Origin of the sequence: Enterococcus sp. MMGLQ5-1 (genome assembly GCF_013155265.1) — a bacterium.
In the GTDB taxonomy this organism is placed as follows: domain Bacteria; phylum Bacillota; class Bacilli; order Lactobacillales; family Streptococcaceae; genus MMGLQ5-1.
Window position 1 is genome coordinate 34,537 of sequence record NZ_JABJXU010000004.1, and the last position, 17,290, is coordinate 51,826.

Here is a 17,290-nt window from a genome sequence, read left to right on the forward strand (position 1 = left end):
GTCCGACTGAATAAACGAATGACTTGTCAATTTTTCACAGCTTTGATCAGAGATAGAAAGCACCTTGGTTGACGGGCTTTCTCTCTCAAAACTGTTCAAATAGTTACGTCATTCGGTCAGACAGAAAACGTCCGACTGAATAAACGAATGACTTGTCAATTTTTCACAGCTTTGATCAGAGATAGAAAGCACCTTTTTTACGGCGTTAAACGTCTTTTGTCCCACCTCCATTTTAATATTCACTCGGCATTTGACCAGTGGGATTAATAGAATAGTAGATAATCGGTCTGCCGATACTGCCGTATTCTGTTTGCGCAACTAACCAGCCCTCTTTTTCAAAGAATTTGAAGTATTTTCGAATGGAGACATGAGATAACTTGGTCTTCTCTTGAAAGTCATTAACGGTAAAAACAGCTGGTGCGGCTTGAATTAATTTAAGTATCTGATTAGCTGTTTCTCTAGTCAGCCCCTTTTCCAGCTCTTTTTCTCCTACTAAGCTATGCTGCCCATTTAAGCCAACCAAGGTATCAATCTCTGTTTGTGATATTTTTTCAGTCTGTTCCAGAATGTTTTTTTTATTAAGAAAAGTTAAGATGCTTTTTTCTAATCGATTAAAATTAAAGGGTTTAACGAGATAGTCTGATATACCTAGCTTTAGCATTTCTTGAATATCTTTTCGGTCATTAGATGCGGTTACCATGATGATTTCTGTTTTGATATTTTTGGCACGGATTGCTTTGGCAAGTTCTAGTCCATTGCCCTGCTTCAAATGAATGTCAATTAAAACGAGATCAAAGCTTTGATGGTGTAGCTGTTTTATTGCGGAATCAAAGGCATCTGCCTCTAGAATTTCATCAAAAATAGCCATTTTGTTTAAATAATTTTTATTAATATAAAGCACCATTGGATCATCTTCAACGATTAATAATTTTAATTTCGACATGATTAGTCCTCCTGATAGGGGGTGATTAGTGATAATTCGAACCAACCATCCTTTATTGAATAAGAAATTACACTTTTTGATATAGTAAGTAGATAATCAGTTGAAAGGCTCATTAATGCGTTCGTGATAGCATCCTCATTAATTGGTTCATAATAGGTTTGGTAGTGACTTTCAATTGACTTTTGATCGTAGCTCATAGAAACTTGTAAGTTATCGAAAATATTATGCTCTAGTATGAACTGATGAATTTTAGTAATGAGCTGTATCCAATTTTGAGTTTGTATAAAATCAGCAGAATTAGGGATATCTGGATAAATTTCAATCATTAGATTCGCTTTTTGATCGATAAAGCGCGTTCTCTCTTGAATTAAAAAGCCAGCGATAACAGGATTATGAACTAAATAAGTAATTCGTCCAATGAATTCTTGGTCAGCCTCTAAAATTTCAGATAAATAGGCTCGGAGCTTTTGATACTCCTCAGCATCGGTTAAGCCATAGATAACATGCATCTTATTTAAAAAATCATGTGTTTGTACCTGTAATGCCGAAGTGTAGGTTGTGGTGTTATTTAATTGACCAAGTAAAGCCTTCATTTCAGAAATATTTTGAATGATAACTAATGAGCCATTATTTTTTTGATTAATTTTAAGTGGTGTGGTGGAAATTAAGTAATCAGTATCAGCATCTTGAAAATAGTTTTGACTAGATTTTATCGGATTAGTTTGCTTAATCACAGGGAAAATATCGGACAGCCTTTGTTGGTGAATCTCTGCATTACCTAAAATTTTTTGAATTATCTTTTCCCCAGCTGGATTGATTAGCTGAATTTGATCATGATGATCAGTTAGGATAATAGCGTTTGAAACATTCTCAAACATTGCCTGATATTTCTCATCTAATAATTTAATTTCGCTCCGATTCATATCCAACATGCCTTTTTTTAAAGAAAAGGCAACTGCTGAAGCTATAATAATACTAAAAATTAAGCAAATTATCATATTAATAATAACTAGATTCTGGATTTGTTGGTATTGCTGATGAATTCTTTTTAAATTCAAACCCATTGCAATCGCCCCGATAACTTCCCCATCTTGATTTTTTACAGGTACAAAGCCTCTTAATGAAGTCCCCATTGTGCCTTTGGCGGTTGAAATATATGTTTTCCCTGATTGGAGCGTATATTTCTCATCTCCACCTTGAAATTTTTGATTAATTTCTGATTTATTGGGATGTGTTAATCGAATACTATTTGGAGTCATCACAACAATAAAGCTAAGATTAAAGTCTTTTTCAACGCTTTTGGTCAACGCCTGTAGCATAGTATTTGTTTCCTCACGTTCAAGCTGCGTGATTATCAATTGATTATGAGTCAAGGAGCGACCGATTGCAATTAGATTCTCTTCTTGCTTTTTTTGCTCTAATTGATAGAAATGGTTATTTAATTGAAAAGCTAGATAACCAACTGATAATGAAATGACCAAAAAAATTAAAGACGTCAGACGAATCCAGAGTGTAACATTTTTTATTTTCATCTAATCCTCCTAAAGCTCGTTTTCTAAATTGATTATATCGAATAATAGAAGCTAAAGGTATTTAAATCCTGTTTCTTTATTTATTTAATACTTTAATTAATTAAATAAAGATACAAGCAAAAATTAACTCGTTATACTCAACATGTAACAAAGAAAGCGCTTTCTTTAAAAAATAATAAAGGAGTTTCAAAATGGAGGCTACAAATAAGAAAATTGAAAAAAATGAACAGGGTAAATGGGAAAAATTAAGTAGTTTTAAAGTAGGGGCATTACCATTACCTGTCTATTTAGTTGTCAGTATAATCATTATGGTTACTGGTTACCTTGAACAATTACCTGTCTCGATGATTGGTGGCTTTGCCGTTATTTTGTCACTTGGCTGGCTTCTAGGGACACTTGGTGCGAATATTCCGGGATTAAAGCTGTTCGGAGGTCCCGCAATTTGTTCATTATTAATTCCATCAATTCTGGTTTTTTTTAACTTCTTCAATCAAAATGTTCTAGATGCAGCCGATATGCTAATGAAGCAAGCCAACTTTTTGTATTTTTATATTGCCTGCTTAGTATGTGGCAGTATTCTGGGGATGCACCGTAAGATACTCATTCAGGGGTTGATTCGAATGATTATCCCAATGCTAACGGGTATGATTTTAGCAATGATTATTGGTACGGCGATTGGCACTTTATTAGGACTTGGATTTGAGCATACGCTGTTTTATATTGTCACACCTGTACTAGCTGGAGGAATTGGTGAGGGAATCTTGCCACTCTCACTTGGCTATAGTACCTTAACTGGTTTACCGAGTGAGCAGCTTGTCGGACAATTAATTCCAGCGACGATTGTCGGCAATTTTTTTGCGATTATTAGCTCAGCAATCTTAAGCCGCATGGGTCAAAATAAAAAATGGCAGCACAAGTGCGGCAATGGTGAATTAGTTAAAATTAATGATACAGATTTATCGGACGCAATGGCTGAGGATAAATCACCAATTGATTTACAGCTAATGGGTGGCGGCGTTTTAATTGCCTGCACTATTTTTATTACGGGCAAGCTATTAGAGCATATTACAGGCTTTCCTGGCGCTGTTTTAATGATTTTAGTCGCTGCATTTGTTAAGTATTTAAATCTTTTGCCAGAGAACGTGACGAAAGGCTCAAAGCAGCTTTATAAATTTATCTCATCTAATTTTACTTTTCCATTAATGGTTGGCCTAGGTTTACTTTATATTCCGCTGAAAGATGCAGTTGGTATGCTGACTTGGCAATATTTTGTGGTAGTAATTTCAGTAGTTTTGACCGTTGTTTTAACTGGTTATTTCGTCGGCGGACTGTTAAATATGTATCCAATTGAAGCAGCAATCATCACCTCATGTCAAAGTGGCATGGGTGGTACAGGAGATGTCGCAATTCTTTCAACTGCCAATCGAATGAATTTAATGCCATTTGCTCAAGTAGCGACTCGACTTGGTGGTGCTTTGACCGTATTAACGATGGTTACAATTATGCGTTTATTTTTTAGTTAAATAATTATAATTTAGAAGGAGTATTAATAATGACAGATGTAAAAGCTAAAGCAATCGAAGTAAGCAGAGCTATGGGTGGCAAGCTAGAGGTTATCCCTAAAGTGAGAATTGATACAATGGAAGACTTAGCAATTGCCTATACACCGGGTGTGGCAGCAGTTTGTACCGAGATTGCCAATGATAAGGAGAAAGTTTATGAATTAACGACTAAACGAAATATGGTCGCTGTTGTGACTGATGGCTCAGCTGTTTTAGGTCTTGGTAATATTGGTCCAGAAGCAGCCATCCCTGTTATGGAGGGTAAGGCTGCCTTATTCAAACGTTTTGCTGATGTTGACGCGATTCCACTTTCTTTGGCTACTCAAGATGTGGAAGAAATTATTGCACACGTTAAAGCCATTGCGCCTTCATTTGGTGGGATTAATTTAGAAGACATTAGTGCGCCACGCTGCTTTGAAATTGAGCGCCGTTTGATTGAAGAGCTAGATATTCCAGTATTCCATGACGATCAGCATGGAACAGCGATTGTTGTCTTAGCTGCGGTGATTAATAGCTTGAAATTGATTGATAAACCGCTTGCAACAGCCCGGATTGTGGTTAATGGCGGTGGCGCTGCTGGTTTATCAATTGCTTCATTATTGCTTGATGCTGGTGCGAAAAATATTACTGTTGTTGATAAAATTGGTATTATCTCAGCAACTAACCCAGAGCTACCAGCCCATCATCAAGAGATCGCCAAGGTGACTAATTTATCACATTTAGAAGGCACTTTAGAGGATGCTGTGAAAGGTGCGGATATTTTCATCGGTGTTTCTGCGCCAAACGTATTAAATCCAGATTGGATTCAGACAATGGCAGACAAGCCAATTATCTTTGCAATGGCAAATCCCGTTCCTGAAATTATGCCAGATGTTGCTAAAGCAGCAGGTGCCTACATTGTTGGTACTGGCAGAAGTGATTTTCCAAATCAAATCAATAATGTGATTGCCTTTCCGGGTATTTTCAGAGGCGCGTTAGACGCACGTGCTACGGATATTACGATTGAAATGCAGCTGGCGGCAGCTAGAGGTGTCGCGAGCATTATTCCAGATAGTGAATTAACGACGGATTACATTATACCCGGTGCATTTCAGGAGGGCGTTGCTGAGGCGGTTGCCAAGAGTGTTCGAGATGCGGTTAAAAATTGAAGGAGGGCAGTTTAATTTTATTGATCCTATTCAGAGAAATATTCACAAAGAAGAATTATTAAAGCAGCTATTGGCAAAATATCAATGCTCTTCAGCTCTACTAATTAAAAGTTGGCTAAAAGAAACACAAAAGGAAGCTTGTTTAAATGAACTCAATTTATTGGTATTAATCGAAGCGTCAGACCAAGTAATTTGTCAATTTATTTTTGATGGATAGCTAGTATTAAAAATAGATAGGTCAGTCATTTATTAAAAATGAGCTCACCTATCTATTTATTTTGCATTTAATTATTAGGCATTCAGTTGCTTAGCTTATTGATGTCCGTTTTGGGTTTGACTTACTTCGAGCAGCTTTTGTTTGAGCTCTTCTTCCATTTGAGCTAACTCAACTTCAGCATTCCGGCGATTTGTGCGTCCATCCTCTTGAATTCGCAAGGTTTCCTGAATCGTTTCAACTAAATCATTCTGAGTTTTGCGAAGTGTTTCAATATCGACCACACCGCGTTCATTTTCACGCGCAGCTTCAATACTAGAAGTTTTCAGCATTTCGCTATTTTTGGTCAACAATTCATTGGTTGTTTCAGAGACTTGGCGCTGTGCAGTAATCGCTTCTTTCTGTTTCAATAATGTCAAAGCGATTGCCACTTGATTTTTCCACAAAGGAATTGCTGTATTAATTGAGGTTTGAATTTTTTCAGCTAAAGCCTGATTGGTATTTTGAATTAAACGAATCTGCGGTGCTTGCTGAATCGTAATTTGGCGTGCAAGCTTGAGATCATAAGAACGCTTATCCAAGCGGTCAACAAATTGTCGTAAATCTGAAACAATTTGCATATCCATTTGATTTCCAGTTTCGTTGGCTTTTGCCAAAGCCTCAGGGATTGTCTGAGTTTCTAGCTCATCCTTCTTTAAATCAGCAGCAGCGATAAAGACATTGAGCGCATTAAAGTAATCTAAATTTTGTTTATATAAACCATCCAAGGTTGTATTACTTTTTAATAGCTCTTCTTTTTCATGATTTAGCTTAATTGCCACCTTATCGATACTAGCACCAATTTTTTGATATTTTTGTGTAATTTCAAAGATGGATTGCTTAACCTTACCAAATATTTTCTTAAAGATATTACTATCTTGGGCTACTAATTCATCTGGATTGGCTTCTTGAAGCTTAAACATTAATTCGTTTAAAACATCACCGACAGGACCGATTTCTTGAGAGTTAACCTGCGTCAGCATACCGTTAGAAAATTCGGCCAGTTTATTTTGCGCATTGGCACCATATTGAATCACGGCCTGAGAATTTGATTCGTCAATTGTTTTTGCAAGTATCTTAGCTTGCTCCAGCTCTTCTTTTGAGAGTGTTTCATAGCTTTTAGCAACGCGATTCGTTTCTTGCATCGCCTTAATTTCTTGCTGCTGCTCTTGGGGCAGGGTGGATGTTTCTACTGGAATGTCCGATTTCATTAAATCAGCTAAAATTTCGTTCGCCATATTTTTCTCCATTCATTTAGTTTGGGCTGTTATTGTAAACGATTTATCAATTGATTATTTTAAAATAAGGTTACTAAAATCATTGTAAAATAAACGATTTACTAACACAAGTAGAAGTCTAAAATGTATAGAAAAAACATGATTCTCAATTAAGTCGGTTTTTAAATGGGAATGCATTTATTAACCGGCCCATAGAAAGAATCATGTAATGAGTTGTTAATTCTTCAAATTTTCTTTTGCGACTTCGGCTTCAATCGTTAAATCTTCCAAATCATCTGAGACGAATTTTGTATAGTCATTTGAAATTTGAATTGATACCTTTTGAATGACCTCTTCACTTTTCTTCAATGTTTCGATGGTTGATTCAGCCTTTATTTTGTGCGCTGTTATTTTTAGATACTTCTCAGTTAAATTAACGATATTGGGCAAGCGCTTGTAGAGGAAAGTATCAACCTCCGTTATACGCTTGGGTTCCTCAACGATTTCCTTGAATAAAGCCTTAGCAGCAATAATCCCTTGAGTTTCCTTTTCGATTTTTTTGAGTGTGGCATTTTGCTTTACATTAGCTTCCCAATCAATAATATTTTGCTTCGCTTCAGCCATCGTATTACGGAATGCCTTAATGTCTTGCTCATTTAAACCAGCTTCGTGATATAGCTTTTCTTTTTCGCTATTCGTTTTTTTGCTTTTTGCTTTTTGTCTCATACTATGTCCTTTCTTAGCAAATATTGCATAATAGATTATTAAACCAATTGCTAGGAAGCCAGTTAGCGAATCTGAAATATCTGCAGCAATTATTAGTAATGAAACAGGCAAAAACCATTTAATCGTTGTTTTAAATGAAGACCAAGTCCAAAAAATTGCGTTTAGAGCAATCATAGTGGCTAAATCTGAAAAGGCCTCAGGTGCTATTTCATCACTCCAACCCAATACCATCAGAATTAGAAAGGTAATTAAGATTTTTATAATGATTTTCTTTTTTTTAGACATATCGTTTCCTCCATCAGTTGATGATAGAAGAATTATAACACTTTTTTTTTAGGAAAGAATAAGTCAAAAGACTTATTTTTCTTAAAATTTATAAGTTTTAGCTTAATTTATTGGTTTTGTGATACAATTTTTTTAATGATAATGTTCAAATGAAATGGAGAATAAGATGGATTTAAAAAATTTTGAAGAAAAAACCTTAAACCGAAAAAAAATTTTTAAAGGGCATATTATCGAAGTAGTCCATGATGACGTAGAGCTTCCAAATGGATTAGGTCAAGCTAAGCGGGAATTAGTTTTTCATCCAGGTGGTGTGGCAGTTTTAGCAATAACACCTGAGGATAAGGTTATCTTAATTAGTCAATATCGAAAGCCGATGGAAAAAGTTTTACTTGAAATTCCTGCAGGAAAGCTAGAGGCTGGTGAACGTGAACATTTGAAAGAGGCAGCCTTAAGAGAACTGGAGGAGGAAACAGGTTACTTTGCTCAATCAATTGAATTGATTTCTGAGGTTTACACCTCCCCAGGCTTTGCTGATGAGCTATTACATATTTTCATTGCTAAAGATTTGGTTAAACAAGCCAATCCATTACCCCAAGATGATGATGAAGTCATTGTAAAACAGGAATTAACCTTTGAGGAAGCGCAAGCCAAATTGCAAAATGGTGAAATTGAGGACGCCAAAACAGTAATTGCGCTATTATATTGGGAAAATAAGAGGCTGAAAGGTGAGATGTAGGTGTCAAAACCATTAGTTACCAGAGAAGCTTTGCGTAAGGAACGAGAAAAGCAGGAAAGGTTACGTGAACAGCAAATTCAAGAATCTGAAAGCTCTTATTCTGAACGTGAAAAAGCAATGTATAATCATTATCGGAAAGAACGAAAAAAAAATGAAAAGAGTCAGGTTAAATCCAATCGGACCATTGAACAATATAAGTCAGTTGGCAGGCGCCGTTTTTTAAATCGTGCTTTGTTTATTGTTATTGTTTTACTTGCACTTTTAATTTTTGCAATTTGGAGGCTTTAAATGAAAATTGGAATTATCGCGGCAATGCCAGAAGAAATCAAGCAGCTATCGGCTGCACTGATCAACGCTGAAAAAAGAATAATTGGTGATTTTATTTTTAATCAAGGCGTGATTGGTCGTCACGAGGTGGTTTTGGTAGAGTCAGGCATTGGAAAGGTAATGAGCAGTATTGCTGCCACTTTATTAATCACGACCTTCAAGGTGGATGGGCTGATTCATTCTGGCTCAGCAGGCGCTGTTGCTAAAGGAATCTCAATTGGTGATATTGTGATTGCAACAGAGCTAGCATATCATGATGTTGATGTTACAGGGTTTGGTTATAAATTTGGTCAGCTCCCTAACCAACCATTGTATTTTGAATCTAGTAAATATTTCGTGAGCGAGCTTGGTAAAAGGATCAAACAAAATGGTCTTATTTTACATCAAGGCTTAATTGTGACCGGTGACAGCTTCATTAATTCTAGTCAAAAAATTGAAAGCATATTGTCTCATTTTCCAACTGCGTTAGCAATTGAGATGGAAGGTGCAAGTGTTGCTCAAACCGCATTGGCATTTAGTAAGCCCTTTGTTGTTGTCCGTGCAATCAGTGACACGGCCGATCAGCAAGCGACGGCAAGTTTTGATCAATTTATTTTGGATGCTGGACGCAACTCTGCTAAGATTGTCATCCAAGTTTTAGAAACGATGATTTAAAATAAAAAAACGAATAATTGTCATAAACCAATGTACAGAACCCCTTAAGTTAGATTTTTTGGGCTAACTTAAGGGGTTCTGTACACAATTATCCATTTTTTAGTATTTCACACCAGCAGGTAATTCGGCGGGCAATAAAATTGTTTCTTGCTGTCCATTATCATAGGCATAGACATCGGTTGCCCAGCCCTCTTCATAAATAAATGGTAAATCCATAGATATAGCAATATTATTTTCAGGGCTAGCATAGTGGATTGTCAGGGTGCCCTGATTATTGATCAGTATGAAGTGTAATAAACTATTTAAAGGAATCAGCCCTTTTAAATTTCGATCAATCATCAACCAAAAGCTATCAATGATTTCACCGGGTAGGGTGTTAACTACGCCAAATGAGGCAAAGCGTTTTCGATTACGTTCAAAATATTCTGTCATCATATCATTCCCCTTCATTAAATGATTCGACTTAAGTGACAATTTAGCAGCTCACTTAAATGTATATCCATGATACGAGAGGATAGATAAAAAATCAAGAATAGTGCAGTTACTTTTAATTAGTAGATTAGCTATCACTTGGATAGAGATTACTGATTAATTTTCGTTTTAATCTTCTAAATTTAGCATCTTTGGGTGTGGTTGGGTCAGTAATAATTTGCTTTAGAAAAATTGCCTCCTTTTCAGTTAATTTATCAAAAAAGTTATAAAATAATTCCTTGCAGATGGTTTGCTCGGCCACCAGATAATCAACCGATAAATCAATATTAATATTTTCATCATCAAGCACCAAATATTCTTGGCGATTAGCTTTTCTTTTTGCAGTATCCTGTCTTCTTAAACTATCTAGGATATGACATTTGAATTTTACGGAAAAGTGAGCAATGATTTGTTGTTCTGGCGTTTTTAAGGAGATCACTTGATGAAGTATAATCCTTGCTTCTTGTAACCAATCATCATATTCCCAAAGATTTAAATAGTATAGTTTCCAATAGCGATGAATAATTGGTAAAACGGCTTTGAACCAAATTTTAAATTGTTTTGTTTCCGGCATAAAAAATCTCCTAATCCTTCTTGGTTAGGAGGTTTAAATTTATGAATCGCCTAGTATGCTGATATATAAGGGATTATATGAATTTTTATTTTAAAATATTGTAAGGGTCTGTGCTTTTGTCTGTACTTTATGTTAAAAACCTACAAAAGTAGCAAATTTATTCCCCGTCTCTTTGGCTTCATCTGGCATAACATGAGAATATATCTCAAGTGTAATTTTAATGTTTTTATGCCCCAGTCTTTCAGATACTTCTTTTATTGGAACACCAGCTTGAAGCAATAAACTAGCATGTGTATGTCTGAAGTGATGAGGTGTGATTTTAGGTAATGAATACGTTTTGATTATATTGTTAAGCCAGTCATTGGCTACTTTTGGATTATAGATATTATTTTTAAGAGTGGTGAATAGGAATTGCGTATCTGATCCACTATTAAAACCCATTTTGAAGTAGTCTATTTTTTGAATACTGCGCCATTTTTTTAGTATCAGCAAGGTTTCGTGGTCAATACTAATATTTCTAATACTATCCAATGTTTTAGGTTTCTGAATAACAACTTTTGCATTTTCATCAATGGCCAAAGTTTTGTTGATATCAATGGATTGATTAAAAAAGTCTATATCTTTCCATTGCAAACTCAGTATTTCTGATTTACGACAACCTGTAAAAGCTAGTAATCTAAAAAAGGCAAGTTGTTTATAATCATGGTTATCTTCAACGCAATTAAAGAAATGTTCTAGGTCATCTTTTGTATAATATTTTAGCTTGTTATCTGCTTCTTTTTTTCGTGGTAATATCGTTTTACTCATAGGATTATCGCTAATAAGCTCCATTACAACAGCATATCTCAATATTTGAGTTGTAAGTTTACGATACGTTTTATAGCTCTTGTAGCCATTTTCAAACCAATTATTCAATACTTTTTGGCAATACGCTACGCTAATATCAGATAGCAGCATATCTTTAAAATGAGGCATTATCCTGTGTTCAATGTAATTTCTATTAGTGCCAATTGCTGAACTCCTGGTATTCAGTCTGTGCTGCTTAAGCCACAGATCATATAATTCTTTGAACGTTATTTCTTGCTGATCCTCAAGTCCATTTTCTTCAATATCCTTGATTAAGTTTGCAAGTGCAATCTGTGCTTGTTTCTTAGTCCTAAATCCTTGCCTCTTACGATATACATTCTTCTTAGTTTTGGGATGCTTCCCCACGTACACATTAAACATATACCTAGTTTGATTATCTTTAGTTATATACTTCTTAATTTGTGCCATTTTGTTCTCCTATCTACCACCACGCCAATAGTTAATAGATATTTGAGATTTAGAGGTTATTTATTCAATTTTAAACTTATATTCTACTTTAATATCAGTGTTTATGGTTGTTGCAGTAAAATAGCTAATAAAGTAATCAACTTCTACTTTTTCATATTCGGCTGCATCGAAACTATTTATTTTAGGGTACGCCATACTTATTTGATTTTTTAGTTCATAGTAGTTACCTAACCAATTGGAAATAGACATCAAAAAATATTCATCGGTTAAATTTTCCCTCATTGATGAAAATTTATTGTTTAAAGGAATTTTATTCAAAATAGTATGGCGTTTTTCAACCTCAAAAAAATCATTAATTAAAAAATAATTATCAAATATAAATTTTCCTCTGTACAACATCGCTTTATCATTCAAAAAATTAGATATTTCATCAAACCTATCATCCAATTCTTCTCCGTGTTTATAATCATTGACAAGATGTTCTAGTTCCTCTATTAATTTTTCGTGTTTTTTCAAAAAAATATCAAGTGGTCTATATGAGGCAGTCACATAGGCATAAAAAATTTTATTCCCATTACTAACCTCTAACAATAATCTATCCATGAATGAATTTTCATAAGCGAGGTAATCATGTTTTATGACTTCGTGTAATTTAATGTTAAATTCTTGTTCATTTACTTTTGAGAAAGAAATCAACTCATTTAAATTGATATTCAAGGCTTCTGCAATTCTATTTAATGTATCAATTCTAGTTTTTTTAGGAACAATCTTTTCTTTTGATAAAGGGTCTAAAGTGGTTCTAGAAATTCCAGTAATTTTATGTAGTTGATTAATGCTGATACCTTTCTCCGCTAATATTTCATTTAGATATAGTTCCATTTTCTCTCCTTAGTTTTGCATTCTATAAAAACAATAACAGATTGATGTTGCATTGTAAATAAAAATATGTTACTGTCTTTTTAGAGTTACATAAATATTTTAAATTGCACTCTAAAAAATACAGGAGGAATCTATGAAAGCAAACCAAGAAATCAGAAACATCATTTTTACTCACAATATTAGAAACTGGCAAATCGCTGAAAAAATCGGCATTTCCGATAGTCGTTTCTGTGTGTGGTTACGTACACCATTAAATGATGAGCGCAAGGCTAAAGTTTTAAAAGCGATTGAAGAATTAACAGCCTAACCATTCAACTATCACGCAATAGAACTTTTTACAGGAACAGGAGGAATTATATGGAGAACAAAAAAGAGTTAGTTTTTTTGAATGGCAATTCATTGAAAAGTGAGCCTTTTACAACCGATGAAATCATCGCAGAGTATTCGGGGAATAGCCGAGATAGTATTACTCGACTGATTAGAACTCATATAGAAAAGTTAGAAAAATTCGGCACGGTCGGATTTGAAATCCGAGCGTCAGGACGTGCGAGAAAGAAAATTTATCATCTAAACGAGCCACAAGCAACTTTAGTTATTACATTTTTAGCTAATACCGTTGAAGTAGTGGAATTTAAAGTTAATTTAGTAAATAGTTTCTTTTTAATGCGTGAAGAACTAAAAAAACGCCAACTAAACCGAGCAATAGAGCAACCAACTCATCGGGATTTAGTAGACGTTATCAACGAATGGGAGTTTAAAAAACCTCATTCATATGTTCATTTTAACAATTTATTAGCTAAAAGTACAACAGGTTACAACGTTAAGCAGCTTAGGGCGCAACGTGGCTTTAGTGGTAAAGAAGTAGGCTTAGACTTATTGACGTCTGTTGAACAACCAATTTACCTAAATTTTGAGCGTATTGTAATTGCAATGTTACAAGCTCAACAATCTTACGACTTCATTAAGCAAACACTTAATCGGATGATTGAAAGTGAGGTATCTGCATGACACCAGTAAGCCCAGAGATTGAAATTAAGGTATCTCATACGTTAGAACCTACACAGTTAGACCAAATATATCAATCAGTATATAACACTACTCTAGAAGCGATTAAACAGGCTAGAAAAGACAGTCACCTGGATAGTGACATTTTACTCACTAAGAAAGAAGCATACACTTTTTTAAACGTTTCGGCGGAGTACTTTGAGGAGTTATTAGTCTTAGGGCTGCCTAGGGGGCGTTTATTATCTGAACGGAAAGAAGTATATAGTAAATCGCAAATGAGAGCATGGCTCTTAAATAATAAGTAATCCATCACGCCAATACTTAGTAAATATTAACCAAGAAAGAGGAAAAAATTATGTCAAAAATTATCAAATTAGAGCAACACGAAGAACAAGCACCAACACTAAAGGATTTATTAAAAGATATTGAAGGTATCTCAGGGGATATTGCAACTTTGGAAGAGGGCAAACTATACCCTTATTCTTTAGATGGTGTCGAACTAGAACAATCAGCATTAGACCGTGCTAAAGATTTAAGCGACTATCTCAATGCTACTATTTTGTATCAGATTTATGAATTATTGGGTTATGAAATTGAGGACTAAATAATGTATGAGGATAAAGAAAAAGCCTTATCACGTAAAAGTCTTGGCGGACAGTGATAAAGGCTGAATACAAGGCTTTTAAGCCTATCTTTATCCTCAATTATAACAGATTACGGAGGATTTTTAAACATGAATGAAAAACAAATTGATTTAGATGATTTGATTTCAGATAGTAATAATTTAGATAATGCTATCCAAGCTTTAGATATATTTGTTTTTGAACGTTTTTCTAGTTCTGACAGCATTACAGTCAATGACATAAGTGCATTGAGTGGATTTACAAGCGCTTTGTGTGCGTTAAGCGAAAAAAATAATAAAAAAATAGAAGCATTTGAGAGAGGTGTTGATAATTGATATATATAGGTAAAGTATCACCATCAAAGATAGATGAAGTTATAGATATAGATGTCCTCACCTTTTTTGAAGAATATGAGCCATTTAAGGTTAATATACCAAAAAATGAAGAGCAGCGATCACAACTTAAAAGGTTTAAATTGAATTGTTTTATTTCAGGTGAAATGACAGAACTTGTCAGAAAAAATCAGAATTTAATTAGTCGAGATTGTTTGATAATTGATTTAGATGATATCTTTTTTAAAGAAAAAAATGAGTTAATTCAAAAGATTCAAAAACTATTTAAAAATTACGATTTTGTGTTATATCCAACGATTTCAAACGGTTTTAAAGGATTGCGGTATCGCTTAGTATTACCACTTAGAGAATCAGTTAAAGCTAGAGAATATCATTTATTAGTTAATTATTTCAGTAAGGTTGTCTTAAAATCGATTATCGATAAAGTTGACGAAAGTAATGGCACATGGAGTCAAGCTCAGGGTTTACCTATAAATGATAAATCTGATATATACATACACAAGGGTTTAAAACGTTTAGAATCTAATAAACTAATTGATATTGCTAAAGATTGGCAAGTGCAAACTAAAGGCTTTTCTGATGATTATAATAAAACACTCTCCCCGACCAAACGAGTATTTAATAAATCATATTTGAATAATATGTTAATTGAGATTTTTCAAGGTAGCGAAGAAGGTGGTAGAAATAATCGAATAGCCTACTTAACAAAAAAATTTATCAAACAAGGTGTCAAACCTAGCGTGATGTTTGAAGTTGCTAAAGTTGCTAATAGTTATTTTATGCCCCCATTAAGTGAAAAAGAAGTCAAACAGACGGTTGAGTCCGTTACTATGACAATGTTGGGAGTGAGAGAGTGAAGTCTATTGAAGAGCTAGATCAGATTGCTGAGGAAAAATTTAACGCAGAACCTCAGTCAATGGATGAATTAAAAGAAAAGTTAGTTATGCTAGGTGAGCAATGGCGGCAAGAGCATACTAAAATTAACAAAAATGGTGAAGAAAAAATACCAAATGTTAGCCCTAGAGCAGTCGCAAATATTTTAAAGAAACAATGTAATTTTATTTTGATTGATGAAGATAATCCCGAACTTGCCCCTTTAGCTGTTTATGACATCGATAGTGGCATTTATCAAAAGGGAGAGCGTTTTATTAATCGTTTAGTGTTATCTGTGGAGTATACTCTCACAAATCAACAATGCAATACAGTTAGACATTATTTGACTGTCGAGAGTGAAGAATATTCTAGGACAACGGATAAAAATTTAATTGTAGTAAACAATGGTGTATATAATCGAAAAACTAAGCGATTAGAGCCTTTTTCTAGCCATTATGTCTTTGTAAATAAGGTTGCTACTGATTATGTAGAGCATGCAAAAGAGCCTATTTTTAAAGACTGGTGTTTTAGCGATTGGATAAAAGAATTGTCTGATGATAATGCTAGCAAAGAAAAATTACTATGGCAGCTTTTTGCAGTCGCTATCAATGCTAATTATATTTCTGAAATTACAGTCTTTTTTAATAGTGAAAAAGGGCGGACAGGGAAGTCAACTTTTCAAGCACTGATGAAAAACTTAGTCGGTAAAGATAACACTAGCAGTCTTAAAATTAAGGAATTTGAGAGTGATTTCAAGTTGGCCAGTGCCTACGGTAAAACCTTATTAATTGGTGATGATAATAACCCTAGAGACTTTAATGAGACGAGCGAAAGCTTTAAAAGTGTTTTGACTGGAGATGGCGTACTGCTTAATCCAAAAGGGAAAACACCATTTACGACAGTTTTAACACCGTTCGTGATTCAATCGATGAACGGTTTACCACGTTTTAGAGATATGACTGACGGACTTTTAAGGAGATTGCGTGTAATAAGATTTAATCATGTTTATCAAGGCAATCAAAACAATCGGAATATCAAAGAGAAGTATATTTATGATAAGCGACTACTAGAATTTATCTTATACCAAGCTTTGCAGCTAGATTTTAAAGAGGTTGAGGATACTTCGGAAAGTCGAGAAGCGATTTATGATTTAGTGATGGATAATAACCCAGTGTTTGCTTTTTACGAGGAAGTTTTTTCATCTTTAGAAAGCACAAGATTACCAGTTAGGTTTTTATTTAATTACTTTCAAGCTTATTGTTTTTATGATAACCAACCTACAAAAATGAAACAAAATACGTTTACTAGAGAATTAAAACCTTTAGTTGAAAAAGAGGGCTGGGAATACACAAGGAATAATTTAGCACCTTTACGCTATTTTGTAGAGGGTGACGATGAAGCGCTTTATGATTTAGACGTTCGCTATAAATTCTATTCAAAAGTTGATAGAGAAAAATATCAACCGCTATTTAAAAGACAAACCGACAACGAGCCAACATAGAATTTACATATTGTTGGTGTTTAAAACCGTTGGGGGAGTAAGGAAAATAGGTTTATACCGACAAACCAACAATATTTATATATATCTTAGAATAAATAATATTATATATATGCGCTATATATTATTCTATTTTTTATATATAAAGCCGTGAGCGTTTTCTATGTTGGTTTGTCGGTAAAATAGCGGAACTCCTTTATTACCAATGGTTACAGAGACCGACAAATGATAAAAAAAGGTTGGTAAACCGACAATTATTAATCAATTTCAGAAAAATAAGGAGAAAAAATATGAATTATAGGTATTTATCGGTAGTGGTAACTCAATTAAATATAGAAGATAGGGTAAATGATAAA

At 34.3% G+C, this 17,290-nt stretch carries 21 protein-coding genes; 13 read left to right on the plus strand and 8 right to left on the minus strand.

The features are described from left to right. Positions 1 to 232: 232 nt before the first annotated feature. Positions 233 to 943 carry a response regulator gene (locus HOY35_RS05480; protein WP_172211114.1) on the minus strand — a complete coding sequence of 237 codons (711 nt, stop codon included), beginning with the start codon at positions 941 to 943 and terminating at the stop codon, positions 233 to 235. A gap of 2 nt (positions 944 to 945) precedes the next feature. Beyond that, positions 946 to 2,475, minus strand: coding sequence for a Spo0B domain-containing protein (locus HOY35_RS05485; protein ID WP_172211116.1), 1,530 nt, complete (start codon positions 2,473 to 2,475; stop codon positions 946 to 948). Between the two features lie 191 nt (positions 2,476 to 2,666). Here HOY35_RS05485 and HOY35_RS05490 point away from each other — a divergent pair, with 191 nt between their 5' ends. Genes HOY35_RS05490 through HOY35_RS05500 form a run of 3 tightly spaced genes read left to right on the plus strand, consistent with a single transcriptional unit; the run spans position 2,667 to position 5,402 of the window. Then, entirely contained in the window at positions 2,667 to 3,998 is a 1,332-nt protein-coding gene (locus HOY35_RS05490) for a 2-hydroxycarboxylate transporter family protein (RefSeq protein WP_172211118.1), read from the plus strand. Between the two features lie 29 nt (positions 3,999 to 4,027). After that, positions 4,028 to 5,185 carry an NADP-dependent malic enzyme gene (locus HOY35_RS05495; protein WP_172211120.1) on the plus strand — a complete coding sequence of 386 codons (1,158 nt, stop codon included), beginning with the start codon at positions 4,028 to 4,030 and terminating at the stop codon, positions 5,183 to 5,185. Further along, positions 5,169 to 5,402, plus strand: coding sequence for a hypothetical protein (locus tag HOY35_RS05500; RefSeq protein WP_172211122.1), 234 nt, complete (start codon positions 5,169 to 5,171; stop codon positions 5,400 to 5,402). The genes HOY35_RS05495 and HOY35_RS05500 overlap by 17 nt, the downstream gene beginning before the upstream one ends. Positions 5,403 to 5,497: 95 nt before the next feature. On the opposite strand, the gene HOY35_RS05505 is transcribed toward HOY35_RS05500, so the two are convergent. Together HOY35_RS05505 and HOY35_RS05510 are read right to left on the minus strand one after the other, a co-directional pair. Then, the gene (locus tag HOY35_RS05505) at positions 5,498 to 6,676 is read right to left on the minus strand and encodes a toxic anion resistance protein (RefSeq protein WP_249641482.1); all 1,179 of its coding nucleotides are present in this window, start codon (positions 6,674 to 6,676) and stop codon (positions 5,498 to 5,500) included. 216 nt (positions 6,677 to 6,892) lie between these two features. Further along, positions 6,893 to 7,666, minus strand: coding sequence for a 5-bromo-4-chloroindolyl phosphate hydrolysis family protein (locus HOY35_RS05510; RefSeq protein WP_172211126.1), 774 nt, complete (start codon positions 7,664 to 7,666; stop codon positions 6,893 to 6,895). A 166-nt stretch (positions 7,667 to 7,832) separates the two neighbouring features. Between HOY35_RS05510 and HOY35_RS05515 the strand changes: the two genes are divergently transcribed. From HOY35_RS05515 to HOY35_RS05525, 3 genes are read left to right on the plus strand one after another with little or no spacing between them, the layout of a single operon-like run. Beyond that, positions 7,833 to 8,402: an NUDIX hydrolase gene (locus HOY35_RS05515; protein WP_172211128.1), complete on the plus strand. Its 570-nt coding sequence runs from the start codon at positions 7,833 to 7,835 to the stop codon at positions 8,400 to 8,402. After that, entirely contained in the window at positions 8,403 to 8,690 is a 288-nt protein-coding gene (macP, locus tag HOY35_RS05520) for a cell wall synthase accessory phosphoprotein MacP (RefSeq protein WP_172211130.1), read from the plus strand. After that, the gene (locus HOY35_RS05525; protein WP_172211132.1) at positions 8,691 to 9,383 is read left to right on the plus strand and encodes a 5'-methylthioadenosine/adenosylhomocysteine nucleosidase; all 693 of its coding nucleotides are present in this window, start codon (positions 8,691 to 8,693) and stop codon (positions 9,381 to 9,383) included. It begins immediately after the preceding gene. Between the two features lie 99 nt (positions 9,384 to 9,482). Here HOY35_RS05525 and HOY35_RS05530 read toward each other — a convergent pair whose 3' ends face one another. The 4 genes from HOY35_RS05530 to HOY35_RS05545 form a co-directional block, all read right to left on the minus strand. Next, positions 9,483 to 9,815 (minus strand): DUF960 domain-containing protein, encoded by a 333-nt coding sequence (locus HOY35_RS05530; RefSeq protein WP_172211452.1) that lies wholly within the window; start codon positions 9,813 to 9,815, stop codon positions 9,483 to 9,485. 127 nt (positions 9,816 to 9,942) lie between these two features. Then, the gene (locus tag HOY35_RS05535; protein ID WP_172211134.1) at positions 9,943 to 10,428 is read right to left on the minus strand and encodes a sigma-70 family RNA polymerase sigma factor; all 486 of its coding nucleotides are present in this window, start codon (positions 10,426 to 10,428) and stop codon (positions 9,943 to 9,945) included. Between the two features lie 132 nt (positions 10,429 to 10,560). After that, positions 10,561 to 11,703 carry a site-specific integrase gene (locus HOY35_RS05540; protein WP_172211136.1) on the minus strand — a complete coding sequence of 381 codons (1,143 nt, stop codon included), beginning with the start codon at positions 11,701 to 11,703 and terminating at the stop codon, positions 10,561 to 10,563. A 60-nt stretch (positions 11,704 to 11,763) separates the two neighbouring features. Then, positions 11,764 to 12,582, minus strand: a complete 819-nt coding sequence (locus tag HOY35_RS05545; protein ID WP_172211138.1) for a helix-turn-helix transcriptional regulator — start codon at positions 12,580 to 12,582, stop codon at positions 11,764 to 11,766. A 133-nt stretch (positions 12,583 to 12,715) separates the two neighbouring features. Between HOY35_RS05545 and HOY35_RS05550 the strand changes: the two genes are divergently transcribed. From HOY35_RS05550 to HOY35_RS05580, 7 genes are all read left to right on the plus strand, one after another. Beyond that, a complete protein-coding gene (locus tag HOY35_RS05550; RefSeq protein ID WP_172211140.1) occupies positions 12,716 to 12,889 on the plus strand; it encodes a hypothetical protein in 174 nt (57 codons plus the stop codon). Between the two features lie 50 nt (positions 12,890 to 12,939). Beyond that, positions 12,940 to 13,590 (plus strand): Rha family transcriptional regulator, encoded by a 651-nt coding sequence (locus tag HOY35_RS05555; RefSeq protein WP_172211142.1) that lies wholly within the window; start codon positions 12,940 to 12,942, stop codon positions 13,588 to 13,590. Next, positions 13,587 to 13,892 carry a hypothetical protein gene (locus HOY35_RS05560; RefSeq protein WP_172211143.1) on the plus strand — a complete coding sequence of 102 codons (306 nt, stop codon included), beginning with the start codon at positions 13,587 to 13,589 and terminating at the stop codon, positions 13,890 to 13,892. Before HOY35_RS05555 ends, HOY35_RS05560 begins: the two co-directional genes overlap by 4 nt. Before the next feature lie 50 nt (positions 13,893 to 13,942). Then, the gene (locus HOY35_RS05565) at positions 13,943 to 14,191 is read left to right on the plus strand and encodes a hypothetical protein (RefSeq protein WP_172211145.1); all 249 of its coding nucleotides are present in this window, start codon (positions 13,943 to 13,945) and stop codon (positions 14,189 to 14,191) included. A gap of 129 nt (positions 14,192 to 14,320) precedes the next feature. Further along, the gene (locus HOY35_RS05570; RefSeq protein WP_172211146.1) at positions 14,321 to 14,545 is read left to right on the plus strand and encodes a hypothetical protein; all 225 of its coding nucleotides are present in this window, start codon (positions 14,321 to 14,323) and stop codon (positions 14,543 to 14,545) included. Continuing rightward, positions 14,542 to 15,420 carry a primase C-terminal domain-containing protein gene (locus tag HOY35_RS05575; protein ID WP_172211148.1) on the plus strand — a complete coding sequence of 293 codons (879 nt, stop codon included), beginning with the start codon at positions 14,542 to 14,544 and terminating at the stop codon, positions 15,418 to 15,420. Before HOY35_RS05570 ends, HOY35_RS05575 begins: the two co-directional genes overlap by 4 nt. After that, positions 15,417 to 16,937 carry a phage/plasmid primase, P4 family gene (locus HOY35_RS05580; RefSeq protein ID WP_349627492.1) on the plus strand — a complete coding sequence of 507 codons (1,521 nt, stop codon included), beginning with the start codon at positions 15,417 to 15,419 and terminating at the stop codon, positions 16,935 to 16,937. The genes HOY35_RS05575 and HOY35_RS05580 overlap by 4 nt, the downstream gene beginning before the upstream one ends. The last annotated feature ends 353 nt before the right edge of the window (positions 16,938 to 17,290 follow it).

What these genes read in the sequence shown, in the direction of transcription:
- HOY35_RS05535 (WP_172211134.1), bottom strand. Translation starts at nt 10,428, where the DNA reads ATGCCGGAAACAAAACAATTTAAAATTTGGTTCAAAGCCGTTTTACCA.
- HOY35_RS05480 (WP_172211114.1), bottom strand. Translation starts at nt 943, where the DNA reads ATGTCGAAATTAAAATTATTAATCGTTGAAGATGATCCAATGGTGCTT.
- HOY35_RS05545 (WP_172211138.1), bottom strand. Translation starts at nt 12,582, where the DNA reads ATGGAACTATATCTAAATGAAATATTAGCGGAGAAAGGTATCAGCATT.
- HOY35_RS05570 (WP_172211146.1), top strand. Translation starts at nt 14,321, where the DNA reads ATGAATGAAAAACAAATTGATTTAGATGATTTGATTTCAGATAGTAAT.
- HOY35_RS05555 (WP_172211142.1), top strand. Translation starts at nt 12,940, where the DNA reads ATGGAGAACAAAAAAGAGTTAGTTTTTTTGAATGGCAATTCATTGAAA.
- HOY35_RS05495 (WP_172211120.1), top strand. Translation starts at nt 4,028, where the DNA reads ATGACAGATGTAAAAGCTAAAGCAATCGAAGTAAGCAGAGCTATGGGT.
- HOY35_RS05565 (WP_172211145.1), top strand. Translation starts at nt 13,943, where the DNA reads ATGTCAAAAATTATCAAATTAGAGCAACACGAAGAACAAGCACCAACA.
- HOY35_RS05500 (WP_172211122.1), top strand. Translation starts at nt 5,169, where the DNA reads ATGCGGTTAAAAATTGAAGGAGGGCAGTTTAATTTTATTGATCCTATT.
- HOY35_RS05525 (WP_172211132.1), top strand. Translation starts at nt 8,691, where the DNA reads ATGAAAATTGGAATTATCGCGGCAATGCCAGAAGAAATCAAGCAGCTA.
- HOY35_RS05510 (WP_172211126.1), bottom strand. Translation starts at nt 7,666, where the DNA reads ATGTCTAAAAAAAAGAAAATCATTATAAAAATCTTAATTACCTTTCTA.
- HOY35_RS05540 (WP_172211136.1), bottom strand. Translation starts at nt 11,703, where the DNA reads ATGGCACAAATTAAGAAGTATATAACTAAAGATAATCAAACTAGGTAT.
- HOY35_RS05490 (WP_172211118.1), top strand. Translation starts at nt 2,667, where the DNA reads ATGGAGGCTACAAATAAGAAAATTGAAAAAAATGAACAGGGTAAATGG.
- HOY35_RS05530 (WP_172211452.1), bottom strand. Translation starts at nt 9,815, where the DNA reads ATGACAGAATATTTTGAACGTAATCGAAAACGCTTTGCCTCATTTGGC.
- HOY35_RS05560 (WP_172211143.1), top strand. Translation starts at nt 13,587, where the DNA reads ATGACACCAGTAAGCCCAGAGATTGAAATTAAGGTATCTCATACGTTA.
- HOY35_RS05505 (WP_249641482.1), bottom strand. Translation starts at nt 6,676, where the DNA reads ATGGCGAACGAAATTTTAGCTGATTTAATGAAATCGGACATTCCAGTA.
- HOY35_RS05550 (WP_172211140.1), top strand. Translation starts at nt 12,716, where the DNA reads ATGAAAGCAAACCAAGAAATCAGAAACATCATTTTTACTCACAATATT.
- HOY35_RS05485 (WP_172211116.1), bottom strand. Translation starts at nt 2,475, where the DNA reads ATGAAAATAAAAAATGTTACACTCTGGATTCGTCTGACGTCTTTAATT.
- HOY35_RS05515 (WP_172211128.1), top strand. Translation starts at nt 7,833, where the DNA reads ATGGATTTAAAAAATTTTGAAGAAAAAACCTTAAACCGAAAAAAAATT.